This window comes from Thermus brockianus (genome assembly GCF_021462505.1).
Lineage (GTDB): Bacteria > Deinococcota > Deinococci > Deinococcales > Thermaceae > Thermus > Thermus hydrothermalis.
Window position 1 is genome coordinate 16,342 of sequence record NZ_JAKEDV010000005.1, and the last position, 25,131, is coordinate 41,472.

General features: G+C 67.9%; 24 protein-coding genes and 1 pseudogene. 12 read left to right on the plus strand and 13 right to left on the minus strand.

Going from position 1 to position 25,131, the window contains the following annotated elements; genetic code table 11:
• Positions 1 to 18: 18 nt before the first annotated feature.
• Positions 19 to 1,272, minus strand: a complete 1,254-nt coding sequence (gene pgi, locus LXN00_RS07190; protein ID WP_234506848.1) for a glucose-6-phosphate isomerase — start codon at positions 1,270 to 1,272, stop codon at positions 19 to 21.
• 42 nt (positions 1,273 to 1,314) lie between these two features.
• Here pgi and LXN00_RS07195 point away from each other — a divergent pair, with 42 nt between their 5' ends.
• From LXN00_RS07195 to groL, 4 genes are all read left to right on the plus strand, one after another.
• Positions 1,315 to 3,558, plus strand: coding sequence for a GNAT family N-acetyltransferase (locus tag LXN00_RS07195; RefSeq protein ID WP_234506850.1), 2,244 nt, complete (start codon positions 1,315 to 1,317; stop codon positions 3,556 to 3,558).
• Entirely contained in the window at positions 3,536 to 4,309 is a 774-nt protein-coding gene (locus LXN00_RS07200; RefSeq protein WP_234506852.1) for a TrmH family RNA methyltransferase, read from the plus strand. The genes LXN00_RS07195 and LXN00_RS07200 overlap by 23 nt, the downstream gene beginning before the upstream one ends.
• Before the next feature lie 312 nt (positions 4,310 to 4,621).
• Positions 4,622 to 4,927, plus strand: coding sequence for a co-chaperone GroES (gene groES, locus LXN00_RS07205; RefSeq protein WP_234506854.1), 306 nt, complete (start codon positions 4,622 to 4,624; stop codon positions 4,925 to 4,927).
• 11 nt (positions 4,928 to 4,938) lie between these two features.
• Positions 4,939 to 6,570, plus strand: a complete 1,632-nt coding sequence (groL, locus tag LXN00_RS07210; protein WP_234506855.1) for a chaperonin GroEL — start codon at positions 4,939 to 4,941, stop codon at positions 6,568 to 6,570.
• 46 nt (positions 6,571 to 6,616) lie between these two features.
• On the opposite strand, the gene dnaE is transcribed toward groL, so the two are convergent.
• A complete protein-coding gene (dnaE, locus tag LXN00_RS07215) occupies positions 6,617 to 11,560 on the minus strand; it encodes a DNA polymerase III subunit alpha (RefSeq protein WP_234506857.1) in 4,944 nt (1,647 codons plus the stop codon).
• 52 nt (positions 11,561 to 11,612) lie between these two features.
• On the opposite strand from dnaE, the gene LXN00_RS07220 reads away from it, so the two are divergent.
• Positions 11,613 to 12,173 (plus strand): 5-formyltetrahydrofolate cyclo-ligase, encoded by a 561-nt coding sequence (locus tag LXN00_RS07220; RefSeq protein ID WP_234506859.1) that lies wholly within the window; start codon positions 11,613 to 11,615, stop codon positions 12,171 to 12,173.
• Here the strand turns inward: LXN00_RS07220 and LXN00_RS07225 are convergent.
• Both LXN00_RS07225 and LXN00_RS07230 read right to left on the minus strand, forming a co-directional pair.
• On the minus strand, positions 12,160 to 12,480 hold the full coding sequence (locus LXN00_RS07225; RefSeq protein WP_234506861.1) for an FUN14 domain-containing protein: 321 nt from the start codon (positions 12,478 to 12,480) through the stop codon (positions 12,160 to 12,162). The two genes, LXN00_RS07220 and LXN00_RS07225, sit on opposite strands and share 14 nt — an antisense overlap.
• A 36-nt stretch (positions 12,481 to 12,516) precedes the next feature.
• Complete coding sequence (locus LXN00_RS07230) at positions 12,517 to 13,068, minus strand: HD domain-containing protein (RefSeq protein WP_234506862.1); 552 nt, start codon at positions 13,066 to 13,068, stop codon at positions 12,517 to 12,519.
• Positions 13,069 to 13,084: 16 nt separating this feature from the next.
• On the opposite strand from LXN00_RS07230, the gene ispF reads away from it, so the two are divergent.
• Both ispF and LXN00_RS07240 read left to right on the plus strand, forming a co-directional pair.
• On the plus strand, positions 13,085 to 13,543 hold the full coding sequence (ispF, locus tag LXN00_RS07235) for a 2-C-methyl-D-erythritol 2,4-cyclodiphosphate synthase (protein ID WP_234506864.1): 459 nt from the start codon (positions 13,085 to 13,087) through the stop codon (positions 13,541 to 13,543).
• Positions 13,536 to 14,137: pseudogene (locus LXN00_RS07240) on the plus strand (trimeric intracellular cation channel family protein). Before ispF ends, LXN00_RS07240 begins: the two are co-directional and overlap by 8 nt.
• A 3-nt stretch (positions 14,138 to 14,140) precedes the next feature.
• On the opposite strand, the gene LXN00_RS07245 reads toward LXN00_RS07240, so the two are convergent.
• A complete protein-coding gene (locus LXN00_RS07245) occupies positions 14,141 to 14,842 on the minus strand; it encodes a hypothetical protein (protein WP_234507175.1) in 702 nt (233 codons plus the stop codon).
• 57 nt (positions 14,843 to 14,899) lie between these two features.
• On the opposite strand from LXN00_RS07245, the gene LXN00_RS07250 reads away from it, so the two are divergent.
• Positions 14,900 to 16,360, plus strand: coding sequence for a tetratricopeptide repeat protein (locus LXN00_RS07250; protein WP_234506865.1), 1,461 nt, complete (start codon positions 14,900 to 14,902; stop codon positions 16,358 to 16,360).
• A gap of 1 nt (position 16,361) precedes the next feature.
• Entirely contained in the window at positions 16,362 to 17,144 is a 783-nt protein-coding gene (locus LXN00_RS07255; protein ID WP_234506866.1) for an SAM hydrolase/SAM-dependent halogenase family protein, read from the plus strand.
• Here the strand turns inward: LXN00_RS07255 and surE are convergent.
• The 3 genes from surE to LXN00_RS07270 all read right to left on the minus strand — a co-directional run bounded on the left by surE (position 17,131) and on the right by LXN00_RS07270 (position 18,726).
• Positions 17,131 to 17,880 (minus strand): 5'/3'-nucleotidase SurE, encoded by a 750-nt coding sequence (gene surE / locus LXN00_RS07260; RefSeq protein WP_234506868.1) that lies wholly within the window; start codon positions 17,878 to 17,880, stop codon positions 17,131 to 17,133. The genes LXN00_RS07255 and surE overlap by 14 nt on opposite strands.
• Before the next feature lie 58 nt (positions 17,881 to 17,938).
• The gene (locus LXN00_RS07265; RefSeq protein ID WP_016330342.1) at positions 17,939 to 18,145 is read right to left on the minus strand and encodes a cold-shock protein; all 207 of its coding nucleotides are present in this window, start codon (positions 18,143 to 18,145) and stop codon (positions 17,939 to 17,941) included.
• 113 nt (positions 18,146 to 18,258) lie between these two features.
• Positions 18,259 to 18,726, minus strand: coding sequence for an FKBP-type peptidyl-prolyl cis-trans isomerase (locus LXN00_RS07270; RefSeq protein ID WP_234506870.1), 468 nt, complete (start codon positions 18,724 to 18,726; stop codon positions 18,259 to 18,261).
• An 81-nt stretch (positions 18,727 to 18,807) separates the two neighbouring features.
• Here LXN00_RS07270 and cysK point away from each other — a divergent pair, with 81 nt between their 5' ends.
• A complete protein-coding gene (cysK, locus tag LXN00_RS07275; RefSeq protein ID WP_234506872.1) occupies positions 18,808 to 19,722 on the plus strand; it encodes a cysteine synthase A in 915 nt (304 codons plus the stop codon).
• Here cysK and LXN00_RS07280 read toward each other — a convergent pair.
• From LXN00_RS07280 to LXN00_RS07300, 5 genes are read right to left on the minus strand one after another with little or no spacing between them, the layout of a single operon-like run.
• Entirely contained in the window at positions 19,719 to 20,366 is a 648-nt protein-coding gene (locus tag LXN00_RS07280) for an outer membrane lipoprotein carrier protein LolA (protein WP_234506874.1), read from the minus strand. The genes cysK and LXN00_RS07280 overlap by 4 nt on opposite strands.
• Positions 20,363 to 21,154, minus strand: coding sequence for a hypothetical protein (locus tag LXN00_RS07285; protein WP_234506876.1), 792 nt, complete (start codon positions 21,152 to 21,154; stop codon positions 20,363 to 20,365). Before LXN00_RS07285 ends, LXN00_RS07280 begins: the two co-directional genes overlap by 4 nt.
• Entirely contained in the window at positions 21,151 to 22,272 is a 1,122-nt protein-coding gene (locus tag LXN00_RS07290) for an ABC transporter permease (RefSeq protein WP_234506878.1), read from the minus strand. Before LXN00_RS07290 ends, LXN00_RS07285 begins: the two co-directional genes overlap by 4 nt.
• Positions 22,269 to 23,126: an ABC transporter ATP-binding protein gene (locus tag LXN00_RS07295; RefSeq protein ID WP_234506880.1), complete on the minus strand. Its 858-nt coding sequence runs from the start codon at positions 23,124 to 23,126 to the stop codon at positions 22,269 to 22,271. Before LXN00_RS07295 ends, LXN00_RS07290 begins: the two co-directional genes overlap by 4 nt.
• Positions 23,113 to 23,697, minus strand: a complete 585-nt coding sequence (locus LXN00_RS07300; RefSeq protein ID WP_234506882.1) for a TetR/AcrR family transcriptional regulator — start codon at positions 23,695 to 23,697, stop codon at positions 23,113 to 23,115. Before LXN00_RS07300 ends, LXN00_RS07295 begins: the two co-directional genes overlap by 14 nt.
• Positions 23,698 to 23,761: 64 nt before the next feature.
• On the opposite strand from LXN00_RS07300, the gene LXN00_RS07305 reads away from it, so the two are divergent.
• Positions 23,762 to 24,424, plus strand: coding sequence for a PspA/IM30 family protein (locus LXN00_RS07305; protein WP_234506884.1), 663 nt, complete (start codon positions 23,762 to 23,764; stop codon positions 24,422 to 24,424).
• Between the two features lie 62 nt (positions 24,425 to 24,486).
• The gene (locus tag LXN00_RS07310) at positions 24,487 to 25,131 is read left to right on the plus strand and encodes a hypothetical protein (protein ID WP_234506887.1); all 645 of its coding nucleotides are present in this window, start codon (positions 24,487 to 24,489) and stop codon (positions 25,129 to 25,131) included.

Sequence of the window (25,131 nt, forward strand, 5' to 3'; positions counted from 1 at the left end):
CATTTCCACGCTTCCACCCTAACCCTCCCCCTCCAAAAAGGCCCGGGTGAGGCGCTTGCCGAGCTCCACCCCGGGCTGGTCAAAGGCGTTCACCCCCCAAAGCTCCCCCAGGAAGGCGGTCTGCCACATGAGGTGCTGCAGGAGCCAGCCCACGGCGAAAGGGGACACCTGGGAAAGGTAAAGGGCGTAGACCCGTTGCCCCGCCTCCGCCAGGGCCTGGTAGGTGGCCTCCGCCTCGGCCTTGAGGAGGCGGAAAAGGGTCTTGCCGAAGAGGTACCCTGCCTCCGGAAGCTCCGCCGCCGGGGGCAAGGGGAGGTCCTCCACGGGGTTTTCCGGGATGACCAGGGTGAGGAGCTTGTCCAAGGGGCCTTCCCGGAAAAGCTGCACCTGGGCGTGCTGGTCCTGGGGGCCCAGGGCGGGGAGGGCGGTGGTGCCCACGCGCCTTCCTTCCCGGTCCAGTTTGCCCAAGGACTCGTCGTGGAGCTGGACGAACCAGGCGGGGAGGTACTTAAGCCGCTCGGAGTACACCATGAAGACGGCGATGGGGAGGTGGCGGTGCAGGTGGTGGAGGAGGGCCGTCTTCAGGGGGAGGCTTTCTTCTAAGGGAGCCAAAGCCTGCTCGTTGGCCTTGCGGGCTCCCATGAGGAGGGCGTCCAGGTCAGTCCCGGCAAAGGCCAGGGGGAGAAGGCCCACGGGGGAGAGCACGGAAAACCGGCCCCCCACCTCCTCGGGGATGGCAAAGGCCCTCAAGCCCTCCCGCCCCGCCAGGGCCCTTAGGGCGCCTCCCTTAGGGTCCGTGGTCACCACCAGGTGCCGCCGCCACGCCTCCCCCAGGTGGGCCTTCAGCCAGTCCAAAAAGAGCAAAAGCCCCGCCAGGGTTTCCGCCGTGGCCCCGGACTTGGAGACGGCGTTGACCAGGGTTTTGTGGGGGTCAAGGCTTTGGAGAAGCTTCCGGATGAGCTCGGGCTCCACGTGGTCCACGTAGTGGAAGCGGACGCCGCTTTCACGGAAGGCGGCCTCGAGGGCCTTGGGCCCCAGGGCACTCCCCCCAATCCCCAAAAGGACGAAGTCCTCCACCCACGGGTTCGCCTCGCGGAAGCGGCGGATCTCCCTTAGGGTTTCCGTGTCCTCGGGGAGGTCTATCCAGCCCAGCATGGCCCCCTTCTGGCCCCGCTTGGCCAAAAGGCGCTCCCGCGCCTCCAGGAGAAGGGGGGCGTGGGCCTTGAGCTCCTCGGCAAACCCGGGGAGGAAGCGGGTGTCCAGGCGCAGCATGGCCCTATGCTACCCCCAGTCCGGCTGGGGTAGGCTAAGGGCATGGGGTACGTGCCCCCGCCCACGCCCCAGTACGGCCTCGAGGAGGGCCCCGTCCTCCTCAAGGACGGGCGCACCGCCCTCCTGCGCCGGGCCACCCCCAAGGACCTCCCCCTCTTCGTGGCGTTCCTCAGGCGGCTTTCCCCGGAATCCCTGCGCATGCGCTTCTTCTCCCCCATCTCCCCGGAGAAGGCGGCGGAACTCCTCCTTTCCGCCAAGCCCGAGGAGGAGAAGGTGACCCTCATCGTCCTGGCCGGGGAGCCCCCGAGGATCGTGGCCACCGGGGAGTACGTGCGGGCCAAGGGGGAGGACACCGCCGAGGTAGCCTTCCTGGTGGACGACGCCTATCAGGGCAAGGGCCTCGGCACCCTCCTTTTGGAGCGCTTAGCCCTCCTCGCCGCCAAGCGGGGGGTGCGGCGCTTCCAGGCCTTCACCCTGGCGGAAAACCGGCAGATGCTAAGCGTCTTCATGGAAAGCGGCTTCCAGGTGCGGGCCCACCGGGAGGGGGGGGAGGTGGAGGTGGAGTTTGACATCCTCTTGGAGGAACGGGCGGCGGAGCGGTTTGAGTGGCGGGAAAAGGTTTCCACCATCGCCAGCCTCCACCCCTTCTTCTTTCCCCGGGGGGTGGCGGTGGTGGGGGCGAGCCGGGACCCGGACAGCATCGGCTACCGGGTTCTGGAAAACCTCATCTTTGGCCGCTTCCAGGGGCCCGTCTACCCCGTGAACGAGGCCATAGGCAAGGAGGGGGGCACCGTGGGCCCCCTCCTCGCCTACCCCAGCGTGGAGAGCATCCCCGGCCCCGTGGACCTGGCGGTGATCGCCGTGCCCAAGGAACGCGTCCCAGGCGCCCTGGAGGCCTGCGGCCGCCGGGGGGTTAGGGGGGCCATCGTCCTCACCACGGGCTTCGCCCCGGAAGAGGCCAAGGCCCTGGCGGACAAGGCCCGCCGCTACGGCATGCGCCTTTTGGGGCCTGGGTCCTTGGGCCTCGTGCACACCCACCCCGAGGTGCGCCTGGCCGCAGGCCTAGCCCCTTTGCCCAAGGCGGGGCCTTTGGCCCTCTCCAGCCAGTCGGGCACCCTGGGGCGGGCGGTGATGGCCTACGCCGAGGGGATGGGCCTCGGCATCGCCTCCTTTGCCTCCTTGGGGGCCAAGGCGGATATCTCCTCCAACGACCTCCTGCAGTTCTGGGAGGAGGACGAGCGCACCCGGGTCATCCTCCTTTACCTGGAAAGCTTCGGCAACCCCCGGCGCTTCTCCCGCCTGGCCCGCAGGATCGGCAAGAAGAAGCCCATCCTGGCCGTCCACCCCTCCCGGGATCCCCTGGTGCGGGCCCTTTTCGCCCAGGCGGGGGTGGTGCGGGCCAACGACCTGGAGGAGGCCTTTGACGTGGCCGCCCTCCTCTCCTTGGGGCGCCTACCGGAAAACGGCCGGGTACGCCTCATCTCCAACGCCTCCGGCCCCTCCAACCTGGCCCTGGAGGCCCTGCGGGAAGGGGGCCTCGAGGTGGAGCACGTGGACCTGGGCTCCACCGCCAAGGCGGAGGACTACGCCCGGGCGCTCAAGGAGGCCCTAGAAAGCGATGCGGGAAGCGTCTTTCTCCTCTTCGTGCCCATGGGGTACGCCTCCGAGGAGGAGTTCCTAAACCTCCTAGGGGAGGCGGAAGGGGAGAAGCTCCTCCTAGCCTGTGCCATGGGCTCCGCGGGGGTGCGGGCCCGGGTGTTGGGACGGGTAGCCCTCTACCGCTTCCCCGAGTCGGCGGCCATCGCCCTGGCCCGGGCCTGGGCCTACAAGCGCTTCCGGGAAGAGCCCCTCCTCTTCCCCGACTTCCCGGACCTGCGTCTCGAGGAGGCGAGGCGGCTTCTGGAGGGGAAGAAGCGCCTAAGCCGGGAGGAGGCGGAAGCGCTTCTTAGGGCCTTCGGCCTCCCCTTGGGCAAGGAAAATGGGCTTACCCTCCGCCTCAAGGCCGAGCCCCACCCCCTCTTCGGCCCCGTGCTCACCCTCCTCCTCCCCACCCCCTTGGGGGAGCAGGCCTTGGGCCAGCGCCTTTCCCCCCTCACCGCCAAGGACGCCCAGGAGCTCCTAAAGCCCCTCGAGGGCCGGGAAGACCCCAGGCCCTACCAGGAGATCCTCCTCCGCCTCTCCCGGCTCCTCGAGGAGTTCCCGGAGGTGGAGGAGGTGGTCCTGGAACTCCAAGGGCCCAAGGTGGCCCGCTTTGAGGTGCGCCTTGCGGATCCAAAGCCCCGCTAACCCCAAGGTGAAGGCCCTTTCCGCCCTCAAGGAACGGAAGGAGCGGGAAAGGACCGGGCTTTTCCTGGTGGAGGGAAGGCGGGAGGTGGAAAGAGCCCTAAAAGCGGGCCTCACCCTGGAAACCCTCGTCCTCGGCCCCAGGGCGACGGCCGAAGACCGCCTCCTGGCGGGAAGCGCCACGGTTTTGGAGCTTTCCCAAGAGGCCCTGGAACGGGTTTCCACCCGGGAAAACCCCGCCCAGGTCCTGGGGGTCTTCCGCATCCCCCAAAGGCGCCTGGAGGCGGTGCGCCTCCCCCCAAACCCTTTGGTCCTGGCGGTGGTGGGCCTGGAAAAGCCGGGCAACCTGGGGGCCATCCTGCGGGCGGCGGACGGGGCGGGGGCGGACCTGGTCCTGGTGGCGGAGGGGGTGGACCTCTATAGCCCCCAGGTGATCCGGAACTCCACGGGAACGGTCTTCGCCTTGCCCGTCTTCCCCGTGGGAGAGGAGGAGGCCCTTCGCTACCTAAAGGCCCAGGGCCTCCGCCTGGTGGCCGCCACCCCGGAAGGGGAGCGGCTTTACTGGGAGGAGGACTACCGCCCGGGGGTGGCCTTCCTCCTGGGGGCGGAGGATACGGGCCTGCCCGAGCCTTGGAAGGAAGCGGCCCACGCCCGGGTAAAAATCCCCATGCGGGGGGTGGCGGATAGCCTCAACGTCTCGGTGAGCGCCGCCTTGCTCCTCTACGAGGCCCTGCGGCAGAGGCGCTTTTCTTGAAGCCACCCCAGAGGTGGCAAGGGCAAACCAACGCCACGAAGGGACGCTCCCTTTTTGGCCTTTCCACCGGGGAAGGCCCCCCTTGTGGCGGCAAGGCGGGCCAGGGAAGGGGTCCTCCTTGTGCCCGAGGGCTACCTCCCCTTTCCCGGGGAGAAGGGCCCCCCGGCACGGGGCCGCACCCCGGGGTGCGGGGGAAGGAGCCCCTCCGTTTATAAGCCCCCCCTCAACCCCCTTGACAAAAGGGCCTGGGGGCAAAATAATGACCCTTGGTTTGACACTCTCGGCCTTTGAGCGTCAAAGGGGGGAGTGAAGATGGCTGCGGAGGTGAAGACCGTGATCAAACCCCTAGGCGACCGGGTTGTGGTGAAGCGGATTGAGGAAGAGCCCAAGACCAAGGGCGGCATCGTGCTTCCCGATACCGCTAAGGAGAAGCCCCAAAAGGGCAAGGTGATCGCCGTGGGCTCGGGCCGCATCTTGGACAACGGCCAGAAGGTGCCCCTCGAGGTCAAGGAGGGGGACATCGTGGTCTTTGCCAAGTACGGCGGCACCGAGGTTGAGATTGACGGCGAGGAGTACGTGATCCTCTCCGAGCGCGACCTTTTGGCGGTCCTGCAGTAAGGAGGTGAGCTATGGCGAAGATCCTGGTGTTTGACGAGGCGGCCCGCCGGGCGCTGGAGCGCGGCGTGAACGCCGTGGCCGATGCGGTGAAGGTGACCCTTGGCCCTCGGGGCCGGAACGTGGTCCTGGAGAAGAAGTTCGGCTCCCCCACCATCACCAAGGACGGGGTGACGGTGGCCAAGGAGATTGAGCTGGAGAACCACCTGGAGAACATCGGGGCCCAGCTCCTCAAGGAGGTGGCCTCCAAAACCAACGACGTGGCGGGCGACGGCACCACCACCGCCACCGTCTTGGCCCAGGCCATCGTGCGGGAGGGCCTGAAGAACGTGGCCGCCGGGGCCAACCCCTTGGCCCTCAAGCGGGGCATTGAGAAGGCGGTGGAGGCCGCCGTGGAGAAGATCCGCTCCCTGGCCATCCCCGTGGAGGACCGCAAGGCCATTGAGGAGGTGGCCACCATCTCCGCCAACGACCCGGACGTCGGCAAGCTCATCGCCGACGCCATGGAGAAGGTGGGGAAGGAGGGCATCATCACCGTTGAGGAGTCCAAGAGCCTGGAGACCGAGCTGAAGTTCGTGGAGGGGTACCAGTTTGACAAGGGGTACATCTCCCCCTACTTCATCACCAGCCCCGACACCATGGAGGCCGTCCTGGAGGACGCCTTCATCCTCATCGTGGAGAAGAAGGTCTCCAACGTCCGCGAACTCCTCCCCATCCTGGAGCAGGTGGCCCAGACCGGTAAGCCCCTCCTCCTCATCGCCGAGGACGTGGAGGGTGAGGCCCTCGCCACCCTGGTGGTGAACAAGCTCCGGGGCACCCTGAACGTGGCCGCGGTGAAGGCCCCGGGCTTCGGCGACCGCCGCAAGGAGATGCTCAAGGACATCGCCGCCGTCACCGGTGGCACCGTCATCTCCGAGGAGCTCGGCTTCAAGCTGGAGAACGCCACCCTCTCCATGCTGGGCCGGGCCGAGCGGGTGCGCATCACCAAGGACGAGACCACCATCGTGGGCGGCAAGGGCAAGAAGGAGGACATTGAGGCCCGGATCAACGCCATCAAGAAGGAGCTGGAGACCACCGACAGCGAGTACGCCAAGGAGAAGCTCCAGGAGCGCCTGGCCAAGCTGGCGGGCGGCGTGGCGGTGATCCGGGTGGGGGCCGCCACCGAGACCGAGCTCAAGGAGAAGAAGCACCGCTTTGAGGACGCCCTCTCCGCCACCCGGGCGGCGGTGGAGGAGGGCATCGTGCCGGGCGGCGGCGTGACCCTTCTCCGGGCCATCAGCGCCGTGGACGAGCTCCTGAAGGGCCTCGAGGGCGATGAGGCCACCGGGGCCAAGATCGTGCGCCGGGCCCTGGAGGAGCCCGCCCGCCAGATCGCCGAGAACGCCGGCTACGAGGGCTCCGTCATCGTCCAGAAGATCCTCTCCGAGACCAAGAACCTCCGCTACGGCTTCAACGCCGCCACCGGGGAGTTCGTGGACATGGTGGAGGCGGGCATCGTGGACCCCGCCAAGGTGACCCGCTCCGCCCTGCAGAACGCCGCCTCCATCGGCGCCCTCATCCTCACCACCGAGGCGGTGGTGGCCGAGAAGCCCGAGAAGAAGGAGTCCACCCCCGCCTCCGCGGGCGCCGGGGACATGGACTTCTAGCGCCCTCTAAAGGGAAGGGCCGGGATTTTTCCCGGCCCTTTTTCGTTTAGAAGGGCACCGCCTCCTCCTTGGCCCCGTTCCCCCCGTTCCCCTGGAGGAAGACCTCCCGGTCGGGCACCAAATAGGCGCGGAAGCCCTCGGCCTCGAGGGCCCTAAGGGCCTCCTCCGCCACCCGGGCCTCCCGGAGGGCGAAAAGGGCCTCGCCAAAGGGCCCCTGGACCTTCACGTAGAGGGGAAGGGTCCCCGGGTGCTCGTCCAAAAGGCTCTTGAGGTGGGTAATCCCCTTCTCGTCCAGAAGGGCGTGGTCCACCTCCACCTCCAAGGCCTTGGGGGCCTCCGCCACCTCCTCGTGGGTCCAGACCGCCTGGGCGATGACCCTAAGCCCCCCCTCCTCCCGCTCCACCTCCGCCAGGACCAAGAGGGGCATATCCTCTTTGAGCTTGGGGGAAACCCCCTCGTAGGCCCGGCCGAAGGCCACCACCTCCAAGGCCCCGGTCTCGTCGGAAAGGGTGAAGCGGGCCATCATCCCCCCGCTTTTGGTGGGCTTGCGCACCACCTCCTCCACCATGCCCGCAAGGAGCACCTTGGACCTCGGGGGAAGCCCCCGGGTGAAGGGCTCTAGCTCCTCCAAGGCGCAGCTTGCCGCCTCCCTAAGCCCCGGGTAGCGGAGCACGGGGTGGCCGGACACGTAGATGCCCAAGGCCTCCTTCTCGTAACGGAGCCTGGTGATCTCGTCCAAGGGCTCGGCCTCCGCCAAGGGGGGCTCTTCCACCTCGGCGAAGAGGCCCAGCATCCCCGAGCGGGCCCGCTCCCGGCTTTCCGCCGCCCAGCGCAGGAGGGGCTCCAGGGAGGCGAGGAGGCGCGCCCGGTCCCCAAAGGCGTCAAAGGCCCCCGCCTTGATGAGGGACTCGAGGGTGCGCTTGTTCACCACCTTTTCGTCCAGGCGCTTCAGGAAGTCCCCCAGGCTCTTAAAGGGCCCTCCCCGCTCCCTTTCCTTCAGGATGGCTTCCGCCGCAGCGTCCCCCACGTTCTTCACCGCCGAGAGGCCGAAGAGGATCTCCTCCCCCACCACCTTGAAGTCAAAGCCCGAGCGGTTGATGTCCGGGGGCAGGACGGGGATGCCCATGGCCCGGGCATCCCGGATGTACTCCGCCACCTTGTCCGAGTCACCCCGTTCCACGCTGAGGAGGGCGGCCATGAACTCCACGGGGTAGTGGGCCTTCACGTAGGCGGTCTGGTAGGAGAGGAGGCTATAGGCGGCGGCGTGGGAGTTGTGGACGATGACGTCCTGGGCCACGAAGGTGTGGGTGCCCTCCACCGTGAGGTCAAACACCTCCTCCTCGCCCAAAGCCTCCAAGGCCTCCACCCGGTCCCAGTAGATCTCGGCCGCAGCCAGGCGCCAAAGGGCAAGGCTTTCCGTGAGGGTGGCCAGGCGCTTGAGCGTGGCCTGGGATAGGCCCCTCCGCCCCTTACCCGGGCGCAGGAGTCCTTGGGCCAAGCCCCCTTTCGCCAGAAAGGCCCCCACACCCTGTGGGGAAGCCTGCGCCACCGCCTCCCGCACCAGGGGCAAGAAGGCGAGGGGAAGGACGTCCTTCGTGCTCCGCCCGCCCTCCTCCCAAGCGGAGAGGAGTTCCTCCAGGTCCCGGGCCCGCTTGCCCACCAGGTAGGGCCCCACCCAAAGGGCGAAGCGGCGGGCGGCCTCGAGGCCCCCCAGCAGGTAGACCACCCACCCCTTGCGCCCCTCCCGGTAAGGAAACTCCTTGGCCACCAACCGGCTCTGCAAACCCAGGCGCAAGAGAAGGTGCTGCACCCCACGGGCCAAAGCCTCCGAGGCGGTGGCGTAGTGGATGAGCCGCCCTTTCTTGTCTATCCCCCCATCCCCGACCCAAAGCCGGCCCAGGAAGCGGGCCACCTCCCCTGGGGGAAGCCCATAGACCTCCTCGGGAAGGCGCTTTTCCCGAGCGGAAAGGCCGAGAAGGCCCAGCCTCGCCAAAAACTCCACGGCCTCCGCCGGGCGCCTCCGGTCCTCCCGCCCCACGTAAACGTGGGCCACCCCCCGCCGCCAGGCCACCTTGGCCCGGGTGTTGGCGAAGGCCTCTAGGGCCGTCAGCATAGCGCAGAGCTCCTCCTCCGAGGAGGTATAGAGGTAAAACCCCGAAGGGTGGCGCAGGTTACCCTCGGCGAGGGCGAACCCCAGGAGGTCTAGCTCGTGGGGCTTGAGGCTCGTGGAAGGGAGGTAGGGCAGGTGGCGGGGCAGGGCCACGAAGTCCCCGGGCTTGAGCGCTCCCAAGGGACGCCAGCCCTCGGGGGTGTAAAGGGGGTGGTTGGCGGTGGCCTCGAGAACCCGCCCCGTGGCGGTGCGCAGGCGGAAGACCTGGGCCCGGCCGCTAGAAAAGGCCGCCACCACGGGCCGGGGCACCAAGCGGAGGGTCTCCTCGTCCAGGGAGGCCACCCACACCCCCCTTGCCTCGCCCCGAACGATGGCCCCCACGGAAACCAGCTTTCCCGTGCGGTAGTCCACCACCTGCGCCCGCGCGGGGAGGCACTTATTAAAGCCATAGTTGGCGAAGGCCTCCAGCATGTCAAAAAGCCGGTTGGCCTCCTCCTCCGGCACCCCCCGCTCCTTGGCCCCCCGGACGAAGCGCTCCCGGTGTTTTTGCATTTCCTCCAGCTTCTTTTTGCCCATGGCCCTCCTCAGAAGGTCCGCCTCCCCCAAGGAGTACCCGGCCACCGCGGAGGCGATCTGCATGATCTGCTCCTGGTAGACGGGGATGCCGTAGGTCTCGTCCAGGATGGGCCTTAGGTACTTCTCCGCATGGGGAAACTCGGCGTAGCGCACGGGTTCTTGGCCGTGGTGGCGCCGGATGTAGGTGGGGATGTGCTCCATGGGGCCGGGGCGGTAGAGGGACACCAGGGCGATGATGTCCTCAATCCGCCTGGGCTTAAGCCCCCGCACCGTGTTGGTCATGCCCCCAGACTCCAACTGGAAAACCCCCTTGGTCTCCCCCCGGGCAAGGAGCTCAAAGGTCTTGGGGTCGTCCAGGGGAAGCGCATCGTAGTCCAGCTCCACCCCCTTGGACTCCCGGACGATCCGCTTGGCCTCCTCCAAGAAGGTGAGGGTGCGGAGGCCCAGGAAGTCCATTTTCAAAAGGCCCAAGGCCTCCACCGCCCCCATGTCGTACTGGGTCACGGGGCGGCCCTCCTGGTCTCGCATGAGGGGCACCAGGTCGGTGAGGGGCTCGGCGGCGATCACCACCCCGGCGGCGTGCACGGAGGCGTGGCGGTTGAGGCCCTCGAGGCGCATGGCCACCTCTATCACCTCCCGTATCTTGGGGTCCTTTTCCATCTCCGCCTTGAGCTCCGGCACCACCTGGACAGCCTCGGCCAAGGGCTTGGGCTTGCCGAACTGCACGGGGATGAGCTTGGCCAGCTCCTCCGCCTTCTTGTGGGGGATGCCGTAGACCCGGGCCACGTCCTTCAGGGCCGCCTTGGAGGCCAGGCTCCCGAAGGTGCCGATCTGGGCTACCCTATCCGCTCCGTAGCGCTCCCGCACGTGCTGGATGACCATGTCCCGCTTGCGGTCGGAAAAGTCCGTGTCTATGTCCGGCATGGACACCCGCTCGGGGTTTAGGAAGCGCTCAAAGAGAAGGCCAAAGCGCAAGGGGTCAATGTTGGTGATGCCGACGGCGTAGGCCACGAGGCTCCCCGCCGCCGAACCCCGCCCGGGGCCCACGGAAATGCCATGCTTCTTGGCCCAGTTGATGTACTCCTGGACGATGAGGAAGTACCCGGGGAAGCCCATGCGCTCAATGACGCCGAGCTCATAGAGGGCCCGGTGGAGGATGGCCTCCGCCGTCCACTCCCGCACGCCCTCCAGAGGGGGAAACCCGGCCAGGAGCTTTTCCCAAGCCTCCTTCTCCACCTGGGCCAAGGCCTCGGCCAGGGCCTGCCCGTCCCCGTGGGGGGGGATCTTCCCCAGGCGGCGGAAGACCTCCCGGTAAAACTCCGGGGTGATGCGGTCGGGGTAGCGGTCCAGGAGGCCCTTTAGGGTGAGCTCCATGAGGTACTGGGCCTCCGTGCGGCCCTCGGGGAGGGGGAAGCGGGGGATGCGGTAGACCATCTTGTCCCCGATGGGGAGGTCCACGTTGCACATGCGGGCGATCTCCACCGTGTTATCAAAGGGCTCGTCCCCCCACTCCGCCTCGGGGAGCATGGCCCGCATCTCCTCGGGGGTCTTCACGTAAAACTCGTCGCAGGGGAAGCGCCAGCGTTCGGGGTCGTCCAGGGTGCTCTTGGACTGGATGGCCAGGAGCACCTCGTGGGCCCGGGCATCCTCCTTCCGCACGTAGTGGCCGTCGTTGGTGGCCACCAGGCCCAGGCCGTACTTGCGGGCGAACTCCTTGAGGACCTCGTTGACCTTCTTCTGCTCGGGAAGGCCGTGGTTTTGAATCTCAATGAAGAAGCGGTCGCCGAAGATGGAAAGGTACTCGTTGAGCCGGGCCTCCGCCAGGTCCAGGCGGTCCTGGAGGATGAACTGGGGGATCTCCGCCCCCAGGCACCCGGAAAGGGCGATGAGGCCTTCGGCGTGCTCCCTAAGGATCTCCCGGTCAATGCGGGGTTTCTCGTAAAAGCCCTCCAGGTAGGCCCGGCTCGCCAGGCGCACCAGGTTCTGGTAGCCCTTGAAGTCCTTGGCGAGGAGGGTGAGGTGGAAGTACCCCCCGTCCAGGCCCTTGCCCCGCTTGCGGTCGTGGCGGCTTTCCGCCGCCACGTAGGCCTCGTACCCGATGATGGGCTTCACGCCCATTTCCGTGGCCTTCTTGTAGAACTCCACCGCGCCGAAGAGGTTCCCGTGGTCGGTGATGGCCAAAGCGGGGTCCTCGGGGGAGACCTCCTTGACCCACTTAAGGAGGTCGGAAAGCTTGGCCGCCCCGTCCAGGAGGGAATACTGGGTGTGCTGGTGTAGGTGGGCGAACCGGAGTCTGCGGCCCATATCCTCCCATCCTAGCTTGACGCCCCCCTGCCCAGGGGGCAAAGTGGGGGAGATGACCTTGGGGGAGCTGCGGGAAGAAGTCTGGAACGCCCTCGCCCGCTACGGGCTTGCCCTCCACCCCACCCCGCCCCACGGCCACCACCCCAACTTCCTGGGGGCCAAAAAGGCAGCGGAGCGCCTCCTAAGGACCCCGGAGTTCCTGGGAGCGCGGCGGATCCTCGCGGGCATGGACGCCGTGCTCAAACCCTTGAGGGAGGAGGCCTTGCGCCAAGGGAAAGACCTCCTCCTCCCTCATCCGGACCGGCCGGGGAAGTTTTTGCTCCTGAAGGACCTGGACCCCAGGCGGCTCAAGCGGGTGCGGGAGGCCTACCGCTACGGGGTGCCCGTGGCCCTCGAGGCCCAGGCCATAGACCTCGTCCTCATCGGGGCGGTGGCGGTGGACGAAGAGGGGGGTTGGGTGGGGAAGGGCTACGGCTTTCCCCAAGCCTGGCTCAAGCTGGAGGCCCCCTTCGCCACCCTGGCCCACCCGGTGATGGTCTACCCCAAGCTCCCCGTTCCCCCCGAGCGCCGGGTGGACCTCATCGCCACGCCCCAGCGGCTCATCCGGCCCTAAGGCCCAGGATAAGCCCGCCCACGAAGCTCGCCCCGAAGGGCAGGTTATAGGTGAGGGTGGAAACAAGCCTCTCCCAAAGGCTCTTCAAGCCAGGCTGCTGGAGCAAAGGCTCCACGTCCCGCTGGATGCGGGTCCAGTCCACCTCCACGTAGCCCGCCTGGGCGAGGAGCTGTAGGCCCACGAAGAGAAGCCCCAAAGCGAGGGCGAGAAGGCGGCCCACCTTCTTCAAGGCATAGCCCACGGCATACCCCGCTAGGCCGCCAAAGGTCATCTGCCCGAGGTAAGGGGTGAGGTCGGGAAGCTCCACGCCTCCCACCCTAGCGGGGATGGCGCAAAAGGGCAACTATGCGAGGCCCAGGAGGTGGGCCTCCCGCTTCATGGCCTCCAACACGAAGGCCAGGTGCTCGTCCAAGGACACCCCCAGTTCCTCCGCCCCCATGCGGATCTCCTCCCGGTTTACCCCCTTGGCGAAGGCCTTGTCCTTGAACTTCTTTTTCAGGCTAGGGAGCTCCAGGCCCAGGATGGAACGGTCCGGGCGCACGTAGACCGCAGCGGCGATGAGGCCCGTGAGCTCGTCCACGGCGAACAGGGCCTTGGCCATAAGGCTTTCCCGGGGCACCCCGGTGTAGCTGGCATGGCCCAGGATGGCCTTTAGGACCTCCTCGGGGTAGCCGAGGCGCCTGAGCTCCTCCACCCCCCGGTAGGGGTGTTCCTCCGGGTACTTCTCGTAGTCCATATCGTGGAGCACCCCGGCCATGGCCCAAAGCTCCTCGTCCTCCCCGAAGCGGCGGGCGTAGGCCCGCATGGCCACCTCCACCGCCCGCATGTGCCGGCGCAAGGACGGACTCTCCGTCCAGGCCTCCATGAGGGCCAGGGCTTCCTCAAAGCGCGGCATGCCCTAAAGTATAGCCATGCGCATCGGCTACGGGGAGGATAGCCACCTTCTCGCCGAGGGCAAGCCCCTCTACCTCTGCGGCCTAGAGATCCCAAGCCCCGTGGGGGCCGTGGCCCACTCCGACGGGGATGCCGCCCTCCACGCCCTCACCGATGCCCTCCTCGCCGCCTATGGCCTCGGGGATATCGGCCTCCTCTTCCCCGACACCGACCCCCGCTGGCAAGGGGTGCGGAGCGAGGTGTTCCTGAAGGAAGCCCTGGCCCGGGTGGCGGGCCTAGGGGGGAGGCTCCTCCAGGTGAGCCTGGTCCTCACCCTGGACCGGCCCAAGCTAAACCCCCACCGGGAGGCCTTGGTGGAAAACCTTTCCCGCCTCTTGGGGCTTCCCAAGGACCGCATCGGCCTGGCCTTCAAAACCTCGGAGGGCCTCTTCCCTTCCCACGTCCAGGCCCGGGCCCTGGCGCTTTTGGATGGTTGAGGTCCTGGTCTGGCTCGGCACCCTGGTCTTCGCCGCCACCGGGGCTCTGAAGGGGGTGGAAAAGGGGTTTGACCTCCTTGGGGTCTTGGTCCTGGCCACGGTGACGGCGGTGGGGGGCGGCTCCATCCGGGATGTCCTGGTGGGCACCCTCCCCCCCACGGCCCTCACCAACGAGCCCCTCCTTTGGAGCGTGGTGGGGGTGGGGGTTCTGGTCTTCCGCTTCCACCCCCGGGTCGGGTGCAGGCCCTGGAGAAGCCCATCTACTACCTGGACACCCTGGGCCTAGGCCTCTTCGCCGCCTTGGGGGCGGAAAGGGGGCTGGGGGCGGGCTTAGGGCCTTTTGGCGTGGCCTTGGCGGGGACCCTTTCCGGGGTGGGGGGCGGGGTCTTGCGGGATGTGCTCGCCGGCGAGGTGCCGGGCATCCTCTACCGGGCGGGGGACCTCTACGCCTCCGCCGCCCTGGTGGGGGCTTTGGTGGTCTATGCCCTTCACGGAAGCCACCCCGGGTTCTCCCTCTTCGCCGGGGCCTTGGCCACCGTGCTCCTCCGGGTCTTCGGCAGGCGGCTTGGCCTCAGGCTCCCCACCCCGCGCTAGGGCCTACTTGAGCTTGGCCAGCTCCTGGCGAGCCCTTTCCTGGTCGTAGCGGTCGGCGGCGGTCCGGGCGGGGAGGGAAAGGGCAATCTCCAGCTGTTTTCGCGCCTCCTCCTTCTTGCCCCAGGCGGCGAGCACCTTGGCGTACTCCACCCGGTGGATGATCCCATCGGGCTCCAGCTCAATGGCCTTCCGCATCAAGGGCTCCACCTTGCCCCCGTCCGCCCCCTGGGTGGCGGCCACCAGCCAGCCCTTCTGCACCAGCTCAAAGTGCCAAAGGGCCAGGGCCACCATGGCCCCGGCGTGGTCGGGTTTGAGCTTCAGGGTCCGTTCCAGGTCGTTGCGGATGCGGGGGGCAAGCCCCTCGGAGAGGGCCTCGAGGATCCCCTTGTACTGGGAAAGCCGCCCCAGGGCCCTTGCCCGCTCAAAGTAGCCCTCCGGGTAACCCGGGTCCTTGGCGATGGCCTGGGAGGCGGCCTTCTCCGCCTTCTCAAACCAAGCCCGCTTCTCCTCCGGCTTGGCCTCGTAAAGGGCGTAGAAGCTCGCCCCCTTGGCCGCCAGGGCCAGGGCCTCGGGGGTGCCGAGCTTGAGGCCCATCTCGTAGGCCTCCTGGAAGCGCCCCGCATCCACCAAGGCCGCCACCTGGGAGGCCTGGGCCATGGCCAGGGTCAAGAGGGCCGAGGTTAGGATTGCCGTCCATCGCTTCATGGGTTTCACCCGGGGCGATTATACCGGGTATAAGACGGAGGGCGTAAACTGGAAGCCATGAGGCTTATTTGGGGACTTTTGGTCTTTATGGGCCTGGTTATTCCTCCCCAGGCCTTGGCCCAAGGGGCCGAGGAGTATTTCGCCCGCTGCCAGAGGCTCTACGACCAAGGAGCCTTGGAGAGCGCCCAGATGACCTGCGAGCTCGCCCTGGTGAGCGACCCCAACCACGCCCCAAGCCTCCGCCTCCTCGCCCGCATCGCCTTGGAAAGGGGGGAGCTGGCCCAAGCGGCCACCTACCTGGAGCGCCTAGGGGACGACCCCGAGGGCCTGGTCCTCAAGGCACGGCTCCTTTTGGCCCAGGGGAAGCCGGCGGAGGTCCTGCGCCTCCCCTTGGGGCGGGATCCGGAGGCGAGGCTGGCGAGGGCCTTGGCCCTCGAGGCCCTAAAGCGCCCAGAGGCCGCCCTGGCCGAGGCCCAAACCCTCCCCCCCACCCCGGAGGTGCGCCTCCTCCTGGCCCGGCTCCACCTGGAGCTCGGCAATCCCGAAGCGGGCCTCCTGGCCCTGGGCTCCACCCGGGAGGAACGGCTAGCGCGGGGACGCCTCCTTTTCCTGGTGGGGCGGCCCGGGGAGGCCATCCCCCTTTTGGAAAGCCTCCTCCCGGAGCTTGCGGAAAGGCCGGACCTCAAGGCCCAGGCCCTCTCCACCCTGACCCTGGCCTACCTGGGCCAAGGGGACTTCGAGCGGGGCCTGGCGGCCCTGGGGCAACTTTCCCAGGTGGAAAACCTCCCCGGGCGCTTCCTCGCCAAGGCCTGGCCCTGGCTTCTCGCCCTCCTCGCCTTCTTGGTCCTGGTCCTCCTGGGGGAAAGCCGCATAGAGCCCTTGCGCACCGTGGAGGTGGTGGAAAACCCCTTGCCAGGGCCGGGAAGCCTCTACCTCTTGGCCCTCCTGGCCCTCCTCTTGGCCCTGGGCTTCGCCGCCCTGATGGGCAAGCTCCTCTTCGCCAACCTCCTCGCCTTCCTCACCCCCTACCAAGGGGAAAAGGTGCTCCCAAGCCTCTACCTGGCCTACGGGGCCTTCCTCCTCTTGGGCCTCCTCTTCTGGCAAAGGAAGCGGCTACCCGCCCTCCTGGGCCCCTGGGGAAGCTGGGTGGAGGGGTTTTGGGTGGGGCCGGCCTTGGTCCTCCTCCTCTTCGCCTACGGCCTCCTGCGCCCCTTCCTCGGCCTATCCACCCTTCCCCTAAACCTCCTCACCTTCCTGGGCCTGGCCCTGATGGAGCCCTTCTTCCGCGGCTTGGTTCCCTGGGTCTTTAAGGAGCGCTACAAGGACCTCTCCCCCGCCCTTTCCGCCCTCTTCTTCGCCCTGGTGGTGCCGGGGCCCACCCTCCTCCTCCTCCTCGTGGGCGCCGGGCTTTTGTGGGCCAAGGAGCGGGCGGGGAGCGTCTTGGGCCTTGGCCTGGGCTGGGTGGTGGCGGGGGTGGTCCTCGCCCTCTTCCCCCCCGCTTGGCTGCGGCGCTTCTAGGATGCGCCCCGTCTTCTTCCTCTCCGACTTCGGCCTCGAGGACCCCTACGTGGGGGTGGTGAAGGCGGTCTTGGCCCAAAAGGCCCCCGGAATAGGGGTGGTGGACCTGGCCCACGACCTCCCGCCCCAGGACCTGCGCCGGGCGGCCTACGCCCTCTTTGAGGCGGTGCCCTACCTGCCCGAGGGGAGCGTGGTCCTAGGGGTAGTGGACCCCGGGGTGGGGACAAGGAGGCGGGCCATCGCCGCCTTGGGCCGGCGGGTTTACGTGGGCCCGGACAACGGCCTCTTCACCCTGGCCTGGCTCCTGGACCCGCCCCGGCGGGCCTACGCCCTGGAAGGGGTGGCGCCTCCCAGGCCCCAGGGCCTGGACCCCTTACCCGGGTGGCGCCCCGGGGCGTTCACCTTCCACGGCCGCGACCGCTTCGCCCCCGCCGCCGCCCACCTGGCCCTGGGGCTTCCCCCGGAGGCCCTGGGGGAGGAGGTGCCGGTGGAAAGCCTCCAAAGGCTTCCCCTGGCCCTCACCCCGGGGCCGGAAGGGGAGATCCTCACCTTTGACCGCTTCGGCAACGCCATCACCACCCTCCTCCAGGCCCCTTTGGGGGGATGGGTGGAGGTGGCGGGGCGAAGGGTACCCATCCGCCGCACCTTCGGCGAGGTGGAAGTAGGGGAAGGGGTGGCCTACTTGGGAAGCGCAGGGCTTTTGGAAATCTCCCTCAACCGGGGAAACGCCCGGGAGGCCTGGGGCCTAAAGGAGGGCCTGCCCGTGCGCCTCACAGGTCCTTGAACCAGGCCTCCACCTCGGCCAGGTACTCCCGGGCGGTGAAGTCCAGGCTCACGGGGGTGACGGAGATGTACCCCTGGCGCACCGCCCAAAGGTCCGTCCCCTCCTCCTCCTCCCCCACGGGGGTGCCGGCGATCCAGTAGTAGGGCTTCCCCTCGGGGTCAAGCCGTTCCACCACGGTGTCCTCAAAGTGGTGGGTGGAAAGCCGGGTGACCTTGACCCCCTTGGGCGGGCGGGCGGGGAAGTTCACGTTGAGGAGGACCCCTTTGGGCAGGCCCTTCTCCGCCACCCGGCGGGCGATCCTTACCGCATGGCGGGCGGCCTCGGCGAAGTCCAACTCCTCCCCGGAGGTGTCCAGGCTGAAGGCGATGGCGGGGATGCCTAAGGAGGTGGCCTCGAGGGCCGCCGCCACCGTACCCGAGTGGGTGAGGTCTAGCCCCAGGTTCACCCCGATGTTGATGCCGGAGACCACCAGGTCCGGCCGGCCCAGAAGGTGCACCCCCAGGACCACGCAGTCCGCCGGGGTGCCGTCCACCCGGTAGGCGGGGATCTCCCCGAAACCGGCGCTCGCCGTGTGCTTGAAGCGCAAGGGGCGGCGCACGGTGATGCCGTGGCCCACCGCCGACTGCTCCACATCGGGGGCCACCACGTACACCTCGCCCAAAGCCCGCATGGCCAGGCCCAAGGCCTTGATGCCCGGGGAGAAGATGCCGTCGTCGTTGGAAACCAGGATGCGCATGCCCTAAGCCTAAAGCAAAGGAAGCCCCCTTGGGGGCTTCCTTTGGCCTTCCCGTCCTTTAGATGCGGCGGACCTTCTTGGCCTGGGGGCCCTTGCCGCCCCGGCCCGGCTCCACCTCAAACTCCACCCGCTCCCCCTCGTTCAGGGTGCGAAACCCTTCGGCCTCAATGGCCGAGAAGTGCACGAACACGTCCGGACCCTCTTCCTGCTGGATGAACCCGTAGCCTTTTTCCGCGTTGAACCACTTAACGGTACCCTTCTTCATGCTTCTCCTTCATCCCGAAAACCCACCTGGCTTTCCAGGGGCTCCCCACTATCCCACGGGGGGAGGAAAAAGTCAAGCCCCCCAGGGGACCCCCGGGGAGGCCTGGCCCACGCCTAGTGGGAATGCCCGCCCTCGTGCACGTGGCCGTGCAGGAGCTCCTCGGGGGTGGCCTCCCGCACCTTCACCACCTCCACGTCAAAGTCCAGGTCCTTGCCCGCCAGGGGGTGGTTGAAGTCAATGGTGACCTCCTCCCCCTGGACCTCCACCACGGTGAGGGGCATGGGGTTCCCCTCCATGTCCTGGGCGTAAAACTGGGCCCCCGGGACCACCTCGGCGTCCTCGGGGAAGGCGGAGAGGGGCACCACCTGCACCCCTTCCGGGTCGTGGGGGCCGTAGGCCTTCTCCGCCGGCACGTGGGCCTGGAAGGCCTCGCCCTCCTCGCGGCCCTCCAGGGCCTCCTCGAGGCCCCGGATGAGGTTGCCGTGCCCGTGCAGGTAGGAAAGCTCCCCCTGGTCCAAAACCTCCCCCTCCACCTGGAGGGTGTAGCGAATGGTGACCACCTTGTCCTGTCCTACTTTCATGTTCACCCTTCCGCAAGCTTAGGGCTTGCTCCATCTAGGTTAGCAGATGCCCCCCGCCAAGGAAACCCCTATAGTGGGGGTATGCGGGTGGAACGGGTCATCGGCAAAACCCCCGTGGTGCGCCTCACCAAGGTGGTGGAGCCGGACATGGCCGAGGTCTTCGTGAAGCTGGAGGGGCAAAACCCAGGGGGCTCCATCAAGGACCGCCCCGCCTGGTACATGATCAAGGACGCCGAGGAGAAGGGGATCCTGAGGCCGGGCTCGGGCCAGGTGATCGTGGAGCCCACGAGCGGCAACACGGGCATCGGCCTCGCCATGATCGCCGCAAGCCGGGGCTACCGCCTCATCCTCACCATGCCCGCCCAGATGTCCGAGGAGAGGAAGCGGGTCTTGAGGGCTTTCGGGGCGGAGCTCGTCCTCACGGACCCGGAGAGGCGGATGCTGGCGGCCCGGGAGGAGGCCCTCCGGCTCAAGGAGGAGCTCGGCGCCTTCATGCCCGACCAGTTCAAAAACCCTGCCAACGTGCGGGCCCACTACGAGACCACGGGGCCCGAGCTCTACGAGGCCCTGGAGGGACGCATAGACGCCTTCGTCTACGGCTCGGGCACGGGGGGGACCATCACCGGGGTGGGGCGCTACCTCAAGGAGCGAAACCCCAAGGTGAAGGTCATCGCCGTGGAGCCCGCCCGCTCCAACGTCCTCTCCGGGGGGAAGATGGGGCAACACCAGTTCCAGGGCATGGGCCCGGGCTTCATCCCCGAGAACCTGGACCTAAGCCTCCTGGACGGGGTCATCCAGGTGTGGGAGGAGGACGCCTTCCCCCTGGCCCGCAGGCTCGCCCGGGAAGAGGGGCTTTTCCTGGGGATGAGCTCGGGGGGCATCATCTGGGCCGCCCTTCAGGTGGCGCGGGAGCTCGGCCCCGGCAAGCGGGTGGCCTGCATCAGCCCCGATGGGGGGTGGAAGTACCTCTCCACCCCCCTCTATGCCGAAACCTAGCGGCGCACCACCTGGGCGTCCTTGGGATAGCGCTTGAGCTGGGCGGGGGTGAGGCTTGCCCGCTTGAACTCCACCACCTTGAGGTCCGCCAAAACCTTCCCCCCCTCGTCCAGGAAGAGGAAGCGCAAAGGCCTTGGGTCCGCCTTCAGGACATAGAGCTCCAAGCGGGCGAAGCCCTGGCCCTCCTTGGCCTCGCCCACGAGCTTCCAGGCCACCCCTTCCGGCAGGCGCTCCTCCCCCGCCAGGCGGAGGTTTACCCGCTCGCTCAGGGCCTTCAGGTCGCCCAGGCCCTGGGGGCTAAAGCCCAGGCCCTGCACCTGGGCCTTCTCCTTGGGGCTGATGACGAGCTGGTTGGTGAGGTAGAGGTAGTTCCAGACCTCCTTCTCGGTGACCACGGTAAAGTTCCCCTCCAAGGAGCCCGGCTTGAGGAACTCTATGCGGTAGAGCTTCTCCTTGGGCAGGGCGTAGACCCGGGCCTGGAGGGTTTCCCGACCCCCTGGGCCCTGGATCTCCCCCTGCACCAGGGCCTGCCAGGGTTCGGCCAGGTTTTTCTCAACCAGGTCCAGGATCTGCGGGACCGACTGGGCCCAAGCCAGGGCCAAAAGGGCGAAAAATCCGAGGATCGTCAGGGCTCTTTCCTTCACGGCCACCTCCAAGCGTAGCGGACCCAGGCGTAGGGGGCCTTCCCGTAACCCGCCTCGAGGCCCAAGTCCCCAAGCCACACCACGAAGCTACCCGCCCACGGGTAGGAAAGGGTGAGATGGAGGCTAGCCTCCCCTAAGTAAAGCCCCGCCTCCAACCGGTTCACCCCGCCCAGGCGGAGGAGGAGGTCCAAAACCTCCCCTCCCTCCCCCACCTCCCCCTTCAGGCCCAAAAGGGCGTAGGGCCCGGGGGAAACCCCTAGCCCCAGGGTGTAGGCGGCCTCCTGCCGGAAGGCGTAGCTCCCTTCCAGGCGAAAGCCCCCTTCCCAACCCGGTTGCAGGCCGAAGGAGGGGGGGCGGGGAGGGGTGTTCTTTGCCACCTCCAAACCCCAGACCTCCCTAGGGGTGGCCCGGTAGCGCAGGGAAAGCCGCCCGAAAAACCCCGCCTCGGGGAAAAGGGGAAAAGCCCCTTGGGGCCTGTACCCAAGCCGCCCCTCCGCCGCCAAGGGTCCCGCCCCTCCCTCCAGGAAAAGGGCACCCCCCAGGCCCCCCTCCCCCACCTCCCCTTGGGCCCCATAGGCCAGAAAGCCCAGAGGCCCCAAGGAAAGGTTCCCCAGGTAGCCCAAGGCCCCCCGCCCGGGTTGCCCCCTCAGGTAAGCCTCCCCTTCCCCAAGGGCGAAGGCGGCCTCCAGGGCCGGGGTTACCCCGCCGGGGGCCCCGTAAAGGCCCGCCTCGAGGCGCCCCTGGGCCAAGGCCAGGGAAACGAGGAGAAGAAGCACCACCCCCCTCATACCGCCACCTGCCTCTGGAAGCGGGCCGAGGCCAAGAAGAGGACCAAAGCGGAGAAGAGGGCCAAGGCCAAGAGGTGGGGCCAAAGCACCCCAAGGCCCACCCCTTTGAGCATCACCCCCCGCAGGACCTCAATGAGGTAGCGGGCGGGCACCAGGTAGGAAAGCATCTGGAAAAGGCGGGGCATGCCGTCTATGGGGAAGACGAAGCCCGAAAGGAAGATGGTGGGAAAGGCATAGGCGTAGGTGCCGAAGACCGCCTGCACCTGGGTGCGGGCCAAGGTGGAGATCAAAACCCCCGCCGCCAAGGAGCCCAACACGAAGAGGAACATGGCGAAGAGCAGAAGGAGGAGGCTTCCCCGCACCGGCACCCCAAAAACCCAGTGCCCCAGGGCCAAAACCAAGATGGCCACGGCAAAGGCGATGACCAGATAGGGCAGGACCTTGCCCAGGACCATCTCGTGGGGGCGCAAGGGGGAGGCCAAAAGGCTTTCCATCATGCGGCTTTCCGCCTCCCGGACGATGGAGAGGGCGGTAAGGAGCACGGTGAACATGGTGAGGACCAGGCCGATGATGCCGGGGATCATGAACCAGGCGGTCTTGTTGTCCGGGTTGTAGAGGGTGTGGAGGGTGGGGCTCAAGGGGGGCAAGACCGCCTCCCCGGAAAGGGCCCGGCCCACCAGGATGCGGGCGTTCACCTCCTGGATGGCCTTGCGCAAGGCGGCCTGGGCCTGGAAGGCGAAGTTGGGGTCGGTGCCGTCCACGTAGACCTCCAGGTTCACGCTCTCCCCCCGGCGCACCCTTTCCAAGGCCCCTGGGGGCACCACCAGGCCCACCCGGGCCTGGCCCCGGTCCACCGCCCTCACCACCCCCTCGGGGCTTTCCGCCCTCACCGCCAAATGGAAGCGGTTTTCCCGGGTGAGCTCCGCCAAAAGGGTCTGGCTGATGCGGTCCTGGGAGGCGTCGTACACCGCCAGGGGGATGTTATCCAGGGTGAAGTTGATGGCGTAGCCGAAGAGGAGGAGCATCAGGGTGGGCAAAAGGACGATGAGCCGCGGGAGGACGTGGTCCCGCCGGATCTGCAAAAACTCCTTTTCCGCTAGGGCGAGGATGCGGCTCATGCTTCCCCCTTGGTGTAGACCAGGAAGACGTCCTCGAGGGTGGGCTCGGTGGGCGTGGCGGGAAAGGGCGGGGCCACGCCCTTCCGCAGGATGAGGCGCACCCCGTGGCCGCTGGGCCAGGCGTCCCAAACCCCTTCCACCCGCCTCGCCTCGGCCAAGGTCACGGGGGCGAAGTAGAAATCCGCCCGCCCCCGGGCCTCGGCCTTGAGCTCCTGCGGCGTGCCCAGGGCCAGGACCCGCCCGGCGAAGAGGAGGGCCAGGCGGTGGCAACGCTCCGCCTCGTCCATATAGTGGGTGGTGACCAAGACCGCCGCCCCCCGTTCCGCCTCCTGGTGGATGAGGTCCCAGATGGCCCGGCGGGACACGGGGTCAAGCCCCGTGGTGGGCTCGTCCAAGAAGAGGACCTCCGGGCGGTGGACCACCGCCTGGGCCAAGGCCAGCCGTTGCCGCCAGCCCCCGGAGAGGTGGCCCGCCAGGGCCTTGGCGTAGGGGAGAAGGCCAAAGCGCAAAAGGGCCTCTTCCGCCAGGGCCTTCGCCTCCCTTGGCCGGTAAAGGCGGGCGCGGAAGCGGAGGTTTTCCTCCACGGTGAGGTCGCGGTAGACGCTTTGCTCCTGGGTGGCGTAGCCGATCCGGGCCTTGACCGCCCAAGGCTCCCGCAACACATCTAGCCCCGCCACCACCGCCCGCCCCCCATCGGGGCGGAGAACCCCGGTGAGGACCCGCACCAAGGTGGTCTTCCCCGCCCCGTTGGGGCCCAAAAGGCCGAACACCTCCCCTGGGCGCACGGAAAGGCTCACCCGGTCCAGGGCCTTGAGGCTGCCGAAATGCCGCGTCACCTCCTCAGCGTGCACCATAGCGTCCCTCCAGATACCCCCGCACGTAGGCCTCCCGGTCCAAGGGCAGGCGCACCCCCAAAACCTCCCCCAGGAGGAAGCGGGCGAAAAGGGGACCCACGAAGGCCAGGGCCAGCTCCTCGGGGGGCTCGTCCGGCCGCAAAAGGCCCGCCTCCTGTTTGGCCCGGAAAAAGCCCACAATCCTTCCCAAAGCCAGCCCGAGCCCCCTCGGGGGGCCTTCCGAAAGGAGCTCGGGGTGGCGCAACAACTCTGCCAAGAGCTTGGGCAAAAGAACCTGATGGGCCTTGAGAAGCTCCAGATAGGCCTCCAAGAGGGCGGAAAGCCCCTCTGCCAAAGGGGCCCCTTCCTCGGGAAGCCGCTCCAGGAAGCCCTGAGGGAAGAAGGCGACCACGGCCTTCCGGAACAAAGCCTCCTTGCTCCCATAGCGGCGGAAAAGGGTCACCTCGCTCACCCCCGCCCGCCGGGCCACCTCCTTGGTAGTGGCCCCGCGGTAGCCCCGCTCCGCCAAAAGCTCCAAAGCGGCCTGGAAGAGGCGGGCCTCGAGGGGGTCGGCTTCCGTAAGTAAGCGCATACTTGCAGGGCAAGGCTACCCCAGGCCCAAGGCGCCGTCAAGGTATACTGGACCCGGAGGCAGCATGAACCTACTAGACCGCCTGGGGCGTCTCATCCGCGCCAACCTGAACGAGCTCTTGCGCCGGGCCGAGGACCCGGAGAAGATCCTGGAGCAGGCCCTCTTGGACATGAAGGAAGCCCTCAAGGAGGCCCGGGAACAGGTGGCAGCGGCCATGGCCGAGGCCAAGCGCCTGGAGCGGGAGGTGGAAAGCCACGAGAAGGAGGCCGCCCTCTGGGAGGAAAAGGCCAAGGAAGCCCTTAGGGCCTCCCGGGAGGACCTGGCCAAGGAGGCCCTGCGGCGTAGGAAACGGGCTTTGGACCTGGCGGAGGGCTTCAAAGCGCAACTCGCGGAGCACCGGGCCCTCACCGAGCGGCTCATGACCCAGCTCAAGGCCCTGGAGGCCAAGATTGACGAGGCCGAGGCCAGGAAGAAGCTCCTTTTGGCCCGGAAGAAGGGGGTGGAGGCGGCGGAGGCGGTGCGCCGGATGGAGTCCCGCTTGGACAGTCACCCCGCCCTCGAGGCCTTTGAGGAGATGGAGGCCCGCATCCTGGCCCTGGAGGACCGGCACGAGGCCCTAAAGGCCCTGGACGGCCAGGACCTGGAGAAGGAGCTCGCCGCCTTGTCCGGGGAAAAAGAGCTGGAGGAGGAACTCCTTCGGCTCAAGCGGGAGTTGGGCCAAGGCTAGCCGGGCCCCAGAACCTAAAGTGTTGGCCAGCCCACGGCGGGAAGCGGGGTAAACTCCCTAACATGAGGCGGTCCCTTATGGCCCTCTCCCTCCTCCTCGCCGCCTGCGCCCCCCAGGTGACCCAGGCCCCCGAGGCCCGGCCTTTCCTCCGAAGCGAGGCCTTCTACCCCACCGCCACGGGGCTGGAGTGGGTCTACGTGCCCGAGGGGGAGCCCCTCTCCTCCCCGCCCTACCGGGTACGGGTGGAGGGCCCCGCCCTCTACGAGGGCCAGGAAGCCCTCCGCTTCCGCGCCTATGGCCGGGGGGAGGACCGGGTCTACTACCGCCAGGTGGGGGCCTTCGGCGTGCGGCTTCTCGGCTTCCAGGACCCCTCGGCCCGGGTGGTCTTCACCCCGCCCGTCCTGGAGTACCCCCCGGAGGGCCTCCTCGCCCCGGGCTACCGCTGGGGGGGAAGGGTGGAGGTGAAGGTGGAGCTCCTCTCCCCCACAGGCCGGGAGCCTTTGGCCCAAGGCCGTCTGGACTACAGCATGGAGGTCTTAGAGGAACGGGAAGTGCGCCTTCCTGCGGGGAGTTTCCGCATCCTGCGCATCCGCCAGGTCTACCAGGACCAGGCGGGCCAGACCGCCTACGAGGTCTGGTTCGCCCCCCGGGTGGGGGAGGTGCGCACCCGGGAGGGGCGCATCCTGGTGGAGCGCAACTTCCAGTGA